The organism is Muricoccus vinaceus, assembly GCF_042433125.1.
Classification (GTDB): Bacteria; Pseudomonadota; Alphaproteobacteria; order Acetobacterales; family Acetobacteraceae; genus Roseomonas; species Roseomonas vinacea.
Genome location: NZ_JBHLVZ010000023.1, coordinates 97,029 through 103,857, shown reverse-complemented (window position 1 = coordinate 103,857; position 6,829 = coordinate 97,029). Strand labels below are relative to the sequence as shown.

At 66.1% G+C, this 6,829-nt stretch carries 8 protein-coding genes and 1 pseudogene; 6 read left to right on the top strand and 3 right to left on the bottom strand.

Translation table 11 applies throughout. From position 1 onward, the window contains the following. The first annotated feature begins 506 nt into the window (after window positions 1-506). Entirely contained in the window at window positions 507-1,070 is a 564-nt protein-coding gene (locus ACFFIC_RS11370; protein WP_377050310.1) for a DNA-3-methyladenine glycosylase, read from the top strand. 107 nt (window positions 1,071-1,177) lie between these two features. On the opposite strand, the gene ACFFIC_RS11365 is transcribed toward ACFFIC_RS11370, so the two are convergent. Then, on the bottom strand, window positions 1,178-2,149 hold the full coding sequence (locus ACFFIC_RS11365) for a Bug family tripartite tricarboxylate transporter substrate binding protein (RefSeq protein ID WP_377050308.1): 972 nt from the start codon (window positions 2,147-2,149) through the stop codon (window positions 1,178-1,180). 223 nt (window positions 2,150-2,372) lie between these two features. After that, a complete protein-coding gene (locus ACFFIC_RS11360) occupies window positions 2,373-2,915 on the bottom strand; it encodes a MarR family winged helix-turn-helix transcriptional regulator (protein ID WP_377050306.1) in 543 nt (180 codons plus the stop codon). Between ACFFIC_RS11360 and ACFFIC_RS11355 the strand changes: the two genes are divergently transcribed. The 5 genes from ACFFIC_RS11355 to ACFFIC_RS11335 all read left to right on the top strand — a co-directional run bounded on the left by ACFFIC_RS11355 (window position 2,914) and on the right by ACFFIC_RS11335 (window position 5,749). Further along, window positions 2,914-3,084, top strand: a complete 171-nt coding sequence (locus ACFFIC_RS11355; RefSeq protein WP_377050304.1) for a thioredoxin domain-containing protein — start codon at window positions 2,914-2,916, stop codon at window positions 3,082-3,084. The genes ACFFIC_RS11360 and ACFFIC_RS11355 overlap by 2 nt on opposite strands. Window positions 3,085-3,114: 30 nt before the next feature. Further along, window positions 3,115-3,564 carry a glutathione S-transferase family protein gene (locus tag ACFFIC_RS11350; RefSeq protein ID WP_377050302.1) on the top strand — a complete coding sequence of 150 codons (450 nt, stop codon included), beginning with the start codon at window positions 3,115-3,117 and terminating at the stop codon, window positions 3,562-3,564. 34 nt (window positions 3,565-3,598) lie between these two features. Further along, the gene (locus ACFFIC_RS11345) at window positions 3,599-4,387 is read left to right on the top strand and encodes a VOC family protein (protein WP_377050300.1); all 789 of its coding nucleotides are present in this window, start codon (window positions 3,599-3,601) and stop codon (window positions 4,385-4,387) included. Continuing rightward, complete coding sequence (locus ACFFIC_RS11340; protein WP_377050298.1) at window positions 4,384-4,893, top strand: VOC family protein; 510 nt, start codon at window positions 4,384-4,386, stop codon at window positions 4,891-4,893. The genes ACFFIC_RS11345 and ACFFIC_RS11340 overlap by 4 nt, the downstream gene beginning before the upstream one ends. A 418-nt stretch (window positions 4,894-5,311) precedes the next feature. Beyond that, window positions 5,312-5,749 carry a DUF6525 family protein gene (locus ACFFIC_RS11335; protein ID WP_377050296.1) on the top strand — a complete coding sequence of 146 codons (438 nt, stop codon included), beginning with the start codon at window positions 5,312-5,314 and terminating at the stop codon, window positions 5,747-5,749. 68 nt (window positions 5,750-5,817) lie between these two features. On the opposite strand, the pseudogene ACFFIC_RS11330 reads toward ACFFIC_RS11335, so the two are convergent. Then, a pseudogene (locus ACFFIC_RS11330) lies at window positions 5,818-6,568 on the bottom strand (IS5 family transposase); the annotation flags it as partial. Window positions 6,569-6,829: the final 261 nt, after the last annotated feature.

The window sequence follows — 6,829 nt, the reverse complement described above, 5'->3', positions numbered from 1 at the left end:
TTTCACCCGCGGCTCTCGCCGCATAGGCTTCACTCAGGTGTCTCAGAAACTGCGGGCGGTACAAGGCCGCCCACTGAGCGCAAGCGATCCCAGGCCTCATGGTCCAGTTGCCGCTCCGCATCCGGCGTCGGCCGGGACAGAAGACGGTGGTGGACGCCGGAGGGGTTGGGGGGAGCCGCGCCGACCGGCCCATCCCTATCCACGCTGAGCCTGCACTTGTGAAGGCATTGGCGCGGGCGTTCCGATGCCAGAAGATGCTGGATGAGGCGGAGTACGCTTCGATCACGAAAATGGCTAAAGCTGAGCGCCCGGACTGCGGCTGCATGAGGTGGCTGCTGCCACTCACACTGCTGGCACGGATCTGTTCGAAGTGCTCCTCAATGGGATTGGCAGGCTCTATCCTACCCTGCCAGGCCTGATGGAACCGCTCCCTTCAGCGTGGCTGAAGCCGTGGCTGGCCGCCCGCCATTCGGCCGAATGATGCTTGATCGAGACACGGAGGTAGCTTGGCACCCCTTTCCCGCACCTTCTTTGCGCGTCCTGCAGCCGATGTCGCGAAGGACCTGATCGGGGCCACCCTGTTGGTCGACGATGTCGGAGGATTGATCGTCGAAACCGAAGCGTACGATCAGAAGGACCCAGCGTCCCATAGCTACGTTGGGCGGACGGCCCGGAATGCCTCGATGTTTGGTCCGCCTGGTCACGCCTACATCTACCGATCCTACGGGTTGCACTGGTGCATCAATTTCGTTTGCGGGGCCGAGCCCCTTGGCAGCGCGGTGCTCATCAGGGCACTGGAACCAGCCACCGGGATCGAGGTCATGAGGCAGCGGAGGGGGAACGTCCTGCCGCGGCTACTCTGTAGTGGCCCCGGGCGCCTTAGCCAGGCTCTGGGTGTGACGGGCACCTTGGATGGTCAACCTTTGGACCGGGCACCCTTCTCCGTCCTTTCCCGCACGGCCGAGACGCCAGTGGTCAGGGGGCCGCGCATCGGGATCACGCGGGGGATAGAGGCGCCGTGGCGCTTTGGCCTGGCCGGATCAGCTTACTTGAGTCGGCGCTTTCAGTAGCAGCCCCGGCCATGCTTCATGGACGAGGCGCAGCCAGCCCCGGCTCGTGGGCGAGCGGTGTCCGAGGTGCATCGGCGCTCGCCCGCGCGCTGATGCGGCACCCTTCATCAATCGGCAGTGATCCGCGCGGTGCGTATGACCCCTGTCCACTTGGTGATCTCGCTGCGGAGGTGAGTGGCAACGTTCTCTGGCCCGGCGGTGAAAGGCTCAAGGCCAAGTTCGGAAAATCGGCCGCTAAGGTGCGGAAGCGCTTCCTGCGCCGCGGTGTCCAGTCGCTCGACGACCGAGCGAGGGGTGGCGGCCGGCACGAAGAGTGCTGTCCATACTCCCATCTCAAAGGTGGGCACCGTCTCGGCGACGGCAGGTATGGCGGGCAAGCTCGGGAGGCGCCGTGCCGACGTGACACCCAAAGGCACGAGGCGGCCCTCCCGCGCGTGAGGGAGAGAGGATGGTAAGGTGTCGAACATCAGGTCGACCTGTCCCGCGAGCAGAGCGGTTGCGGCCGGGGCCGTGCTGCGGAACGGCACGTGCAGAAGATCCACGCCGGCGAGCGACTTGAACAGCTCGCCAGCGAGATGGCTGGAGGTGCCGTTGCCGCCTGAGCCATAGGTCAGCACACCGGGCTGCGCCTTGGCCCGCGTGATCAAGGTGGCGACGTCCGGTATGCCCTTGGATGGGTGGGCGACCAGGAGGTTCGGACTGGTGGCGACACCGGAAACCGGTGCGAAGTCAGCCACCGGATCGTAGGTCAGGCTGCGATAAAGGCCGACATTCATGGCGTGGGTGCTGATCGTCCCCATCAGAACCGTATAGCCGTCCGGGGCGCTACGGGCGGCCGCTTCTGTTCCGATGATCCCGGCGGCACCAGCGCGGTTGTCGACTGTCACCGGCTGGCCGAGAGTGATGGAGAGGCGCTCCGCTAAGAGGCGAGCCGCGATGTCGGTGAACCCGCCAGGGGCGAACGCTACGATCATTCGGATCGGGCGCGCGGGCCATGACTGTGCCCACGCCCAATTCGGCAGAGGCGCCAGAAGCCCTGCTCCGGCGGTCACCGACAGCGCCCGACGTCTGATCACCATGGCAGCATTCCTCCCCACGCCGCCTCCGCGGCGCGGCAAGAGGACGCCATGGGGCGCGCCTCAGGGCAAGAGCTGAAGGGTGCATGCGTCGGCCTGCTGAGCCGCTCGGAGGAATTGCTCGTCACGAGTGGGAGCAGATGGCGCGCCCGCGGACCCAGCAGGTGATGGTTCCCGGCGCCGGGGCCGGCCGCCGGCTCTGGTGAGGTGACCTGCTCGGCCCAGATCAGGCAAGCGCCCGCAACGATGCTCTGAGTCCTTCAACGTCGAGTTCCGGCAAACCCGCCTCAAGATCGGCGTGTGTCCGCTTCCAGATCGGAAGAGCGTCCAGCAGCAGAGCATGTCCGGCTTCCGTCAGCCCCAACCGGCGGCTACGCCGGTCAGCGGGGTGGGCCTCCACTCGCAGCAAGCCGCGCCGTTCGAGTGGCTTCAGCGCGGCGGTGAGCGTGGTGCGATCCATAGCCAGCAACCGCGCCACAGGACCCATGGTGGGCGGCTCCGGTCGGTTCAGTGCCATGAGCAGGGAAAATTGCTGGTTGGTCAGCCCCGCCGGCCGCAACGCCTCATCAAAGCGCCGTGCCAGGGCACGCGCGGCGCGCTGCGCCTGCAGGCACAGGCAGGTATCGCGCACCTCCAGGGTCGTTTCGAAAGGAACGGTTTTTGACACCGGCCAGATGTGTTGATATAAACCTTTTATGTCAAGAGCAGGAGCGGTTCCGGCCAAGCCGGCAAGACGAAGGCCCTCGCCTAACCGGGAAGCACGCTCCATGGCCGCGCTGCCACGCACCACCCCCTTCGCCGGGGTGCCCGACTTTGCCCAGGATTCGTGCGGGACCTGCGCCCGCACTGCTTTCGAGGAGGTCGGCCAGCCCTACGAAGTGGACCTCATCCGCGACAGCAAGACCGCCGGGCACCGCCGCCTGCAGCCTTTCGGATAGGCGCCGACCCGCCGGGAGGAGGAGGTCTAAATGTTCGAGTCCGGAGCGATCATCCTGCGCACCGCCGCGCGCGGCGGTGAACTGATCCCAGCCGATCCCCGCGCACGCATCAAGGCGAGCCACTGGCTGGTCTCCGCCCTCGACACGGTGGAGCCGGCGGTTGTGGAATGCACCATCAACAAGATGTCCGAGGCCAGCCGGTCCTGGTTTGCCGAACGTCGCCCGGTCGTCCTCGGCTCCATCGAGGAGCGGCCGGCGGAGCGCCAGGCGCGGCTCCGCGACCGGCCATGGCTCGAAGGCAAGGCCGTCACCGTCGGGAACCTGATGATGATTTCGGTGCTGGGCGGCCTGCGCGGCACCGGCCTGCTGGATCGCTTTCCCACCCCAGCCGCCTGTGTCGCGCGTGGGGAGGGGCGGTCGGCCTACCGCAAGGCCATGGCCGACCACCTCACCGCCTTCGAACAGCCCGCTGCGGCCTGACCCCTACAGTCCCCACAAAGCGAGGAGCACAACGGTGGTGAATCCCCACGGCACGCCGGTCTGGTACGAGTACCTCGCCCAGGATATCGACCGGGCAGAGCGTTTCTTCACCGGCGTGATCGGCTGGCAGGTGACGAACAGCGGCACGCCGGGGATCGACTACCGCATCCTCTCGGCGCCCGACGGCGCTGCAATCGGTGGCCTGATAACGTTCTCGCAGGGCGCGCCGACCCGACCCGGCTGGCTCGCCTACTTCGGCGTGGACGACGTGGACGCCAGCGTGGCTGCGGTCCAGGCCGCCGGCGGCGCCGTCCACATGTCGCCGATGACACTGGATGGCATTGGCCGGATGGCTTTGGTGGGCGATCCGCAGGGCGCCCCCTTCTACCTCATGCGCGGGGCCAGCGAGGCGCGCTCGACGAGCTTTCAGGGGCCGGCCAGTGCCTCGCCCGGCCACATGGTGTGGAACGAGCTCCTCGCCTCGGATCAGGATGCCGCGATGGGTTTCTACGGCCCGCTCTTCGGCTGGCGCCACGAGGGTGCGATGCCAATGGGCGCGCTCGGCGACTACAAGTTCATCCATGCCGGCCCTGCCGGCCTCGGCGCCTCCATGAACACCCCGGCCGGCGAGACGCCCGGCTGGCGCTTCTATGTTTTCGTCACTGAGGTCGACAGCGCAATCGATCGCCTTACCGCAGCCGGCGGGTGCGTGCTCCAAGGGCCCGATCGGATCCCTGGTGGCGACTACGCCGTGGTGGCGGAGGACCCGTTCGGTGCTCGCTTCGGGTTCGTCGGAGCGCGGCACGAGGGAGCTGCGGCATGACGCACATCACCCCCTGCCTCTGGTTCGACGGCGCGGCCGAGGAAGCCGCACGTTTCTACGCCGCGATCTTCCCGGACTCATCGGTCGACGCCATCACCCGAGCACCCTCCGACTATCCAGCCGGTCGGCAAGGCGACGTCCTCACCGTCGAGTTCACCGTGTTGGGCACCCGCTTCCTCGGTCTCAACGGCGGACCCGTCTATCCCTTCACCGAAGCGGTGTCCTTCCAGGTCCACACGGCCGACCAGGCGGAAACCGATCGCTACTGGGACGCGATCGTCGGCAATGGTGGCAGCGAGAGCCAGTGCGGCTGGTGCAAGGACCGCTGGGGCCTCTCCTGGCAGATCGTGCCGCGCCAACTCACCGAGGCGCTGGCCAATCCCGATCCTGCCGCCGCCAAGCGGGCGTTCGAGGCCATGATGACCATGGTCAAGATCGACGTAGCACGCATCGAGGCCGCGCTCGTAACCGGACCGACATCATCCCCCGGCCTTTCGCCGCCATAACAACAGCCGGCGATGGGTCGAGGGCTGGCTAGCCTCGTGCGAGACCTGAGGATGCAGTTCATCAAGGGTTGAAAGGTACAAGGCCTGGCCTGTGGTAGGGCTCGTGGCCTGGATGACAGCCGGTGGCGTGGGGTTCTCGACTTCACCTACTTGCTGAACCGCAGCCGGCTGAAAGCCTCACTCCGGCGGGCAGACAGCGACACGGTGGGTGATGTTTGGAAGCGTCACCGACACAAACGAGGACCTGTCGCGCCATGGAGCCGCTGCGGGATCCGAAGTGGTCACGGCGGGAGACCAGCCACGCAGGCGGAACCGCGCCCGCATTCAACGCGCCGGCCTACGCGCCGGCATACGTGTCGAGCACCAAGCGAATGGCGCTACGATTTGCCTGAGGTCCCTCATTCGGTAGAAAGCGGGCATGGACAACAGCATGTCGGCCAAGCCCTACAGCAAGCTCAAAGGTGACCCTTACCGAGCTTATGAGGAACTGCCGGAGAAGGTGCGCCGAGCCCTGCAGGAAGCTTTGGTAGACTGGTGTCCCCTGCGCGCCCGCGAATGGCATCTTCATCTGCTGCGCCGGGAGCGGCTGCGGCCAGCACAGGCAGCCTCCTTCCTCGTCGAGGCAATTCGTGGAGAGGATCACGCCGAAGTGGCGGCTTTCGCAAGGAGCTGGCCAGATGGTGTCCAAGCCTACCCTCACCTGGCCGCCGACGCGACGCTCCAGCGTTATGCTGGGACGGACGGCATCCCCGCAGCCAAGCCCGTTCTTGTCGCCCCGACGCAAACGCAGTCCAAGGCGTGGGCTAAGCAACCGGCAAGCCGCGGCTCCTGGCGAGGGAGGCGGGGCAGCAGCTAGTCGATCCTCATGCGCCTTCGCAGTGGCGCAGCAATGCATGGACACGCCTCGCACCTTCCGGACTCATCGATCCAGAAGAGGACGGTGGTTGCGAGGCAGATGGCGGACATGAAGGTGTGGGCGCATCGATCGTAGCGCATGGCGATGCGGCGCCAGCGCTTGAGGCGGCCGAACATGTTCTCGATGCGGTGGTGCTGCCGACAGGAGGACCTTGTCGTAGGGAATTGGGATCTTCCGGCTCTTGCTTGAGGGTGTGCAGGGCGCGATGCCGCGCTCGGCAAGCGCGTGACGGACGCGGCTGCTGTCATATCCTTTGTGGCCCGGCAGTTCCTTGGCCTGCGGCAGGTTGGGCAACATCAGGGCTGCGCCCCGGGGTCACTTATTTGCCCTTCCGAGAGGAGCAGGACCACGGGGCGCCCCTGACCCTCGCACACGGCGTGCAGCTTGGAGTTCAGGCCACCCTTGCTGCGCCCGAGACAGCGGGAGCATCCCCTTTTGATGAGACTGGCCGCCGTGCGGTGCGCTTCGAGGTGGGGGGCGTCGATCATCAGGCGCTCGGGCTCACCTGCTCGGTCCGCGAGTCCGGCAAAGATGCGGTTGAGCACGGCAAGGCGATTCCATCGCACGGGAGCGGTTGTACAGGGTCTGTGCGGCCCGCACTCGGCAGGCGCGTCGCGCCAGCACAGGCCATTGCGGGATGAGATGAGGAATGTCGCTGACCACCCGCTGGTCATCCACTTGCGGCGCCCCGTGCGAAAGCGGGAAGTCGGGCGCGATCTGCCGAATTTGCGCCCTCGTGAGCCAGAACAGGTCAGCCATGGCAGCACCTCTGGCCGCCATGGAATCAGCCATCCAGATCAGGCTCTAATCCTTATCAACCGGGTCTGAACCTGGGTGCCCTGATGATGACCATGACGCGCCGAGAGTTAACGAAGGAGTTCAGGCGAGAGGTGACAGGCCTGCTGCGCCTTCGATACTGGATCCGAACTGTGGGCAAGGTCGGTAAGCTGGATCAGCTACTTCAACGCCGGATGTCCCCGTTGCATTCAATGATCTCGGATTGAATTGGAGTTTTGGTAA

What these genes read in the sequence shown, in the direction of transcription:
- ACFFIC_RS11360 (WP_377050306.1), bottom strand. Translation starts at nt 2,915, where the DNA reads ATGGAGCGTGCTTCCCGGTTAGGCGAGGGCCTTCGTCTTGCCGGCTTG.
- ACFFIC_RS11340 (WP_377050298.1), top strand. Translation starts at nt 4,384, where the DNA reads ATGACGCACATCACCCCCTGCCTCTGGTTCGACGGCGCGGCCGAGGAA.
- ACFFIC_RS11365 (WP_377050308.1), bottom strand. Translation starts at nt 2,149, where the DNA reads ATGGTGATCAGACGTCGGGCGCTGTCGGTGACCGCCGGAGCAGGGCTT.
- ACFFIC_RS11350 (WP_377050302.1), top strand. Translation starts at nt 3,115, where the DNA reads ATGTTCGAGTCCGGAGCGATCATCCTGCGCACCGCCGCGCGCGGCGGT.
- ACFFIC_RS11335 (WP_377050296.1), top strand. Translation starts at nt 5,312, where the DNA reads ATGGACAACAGCATGTCGGCCAAGCCCTACAGCAAGCTCAAAGGTGAC.
- ACFFIC_RS11355 (WP_377050304.1), top strand. Translation starts at nt 2,914, where the DNA reads ATGGCCGCGCTGCCACGCACCACCCCCTTCGCCGGGGTGCCCGACTTT.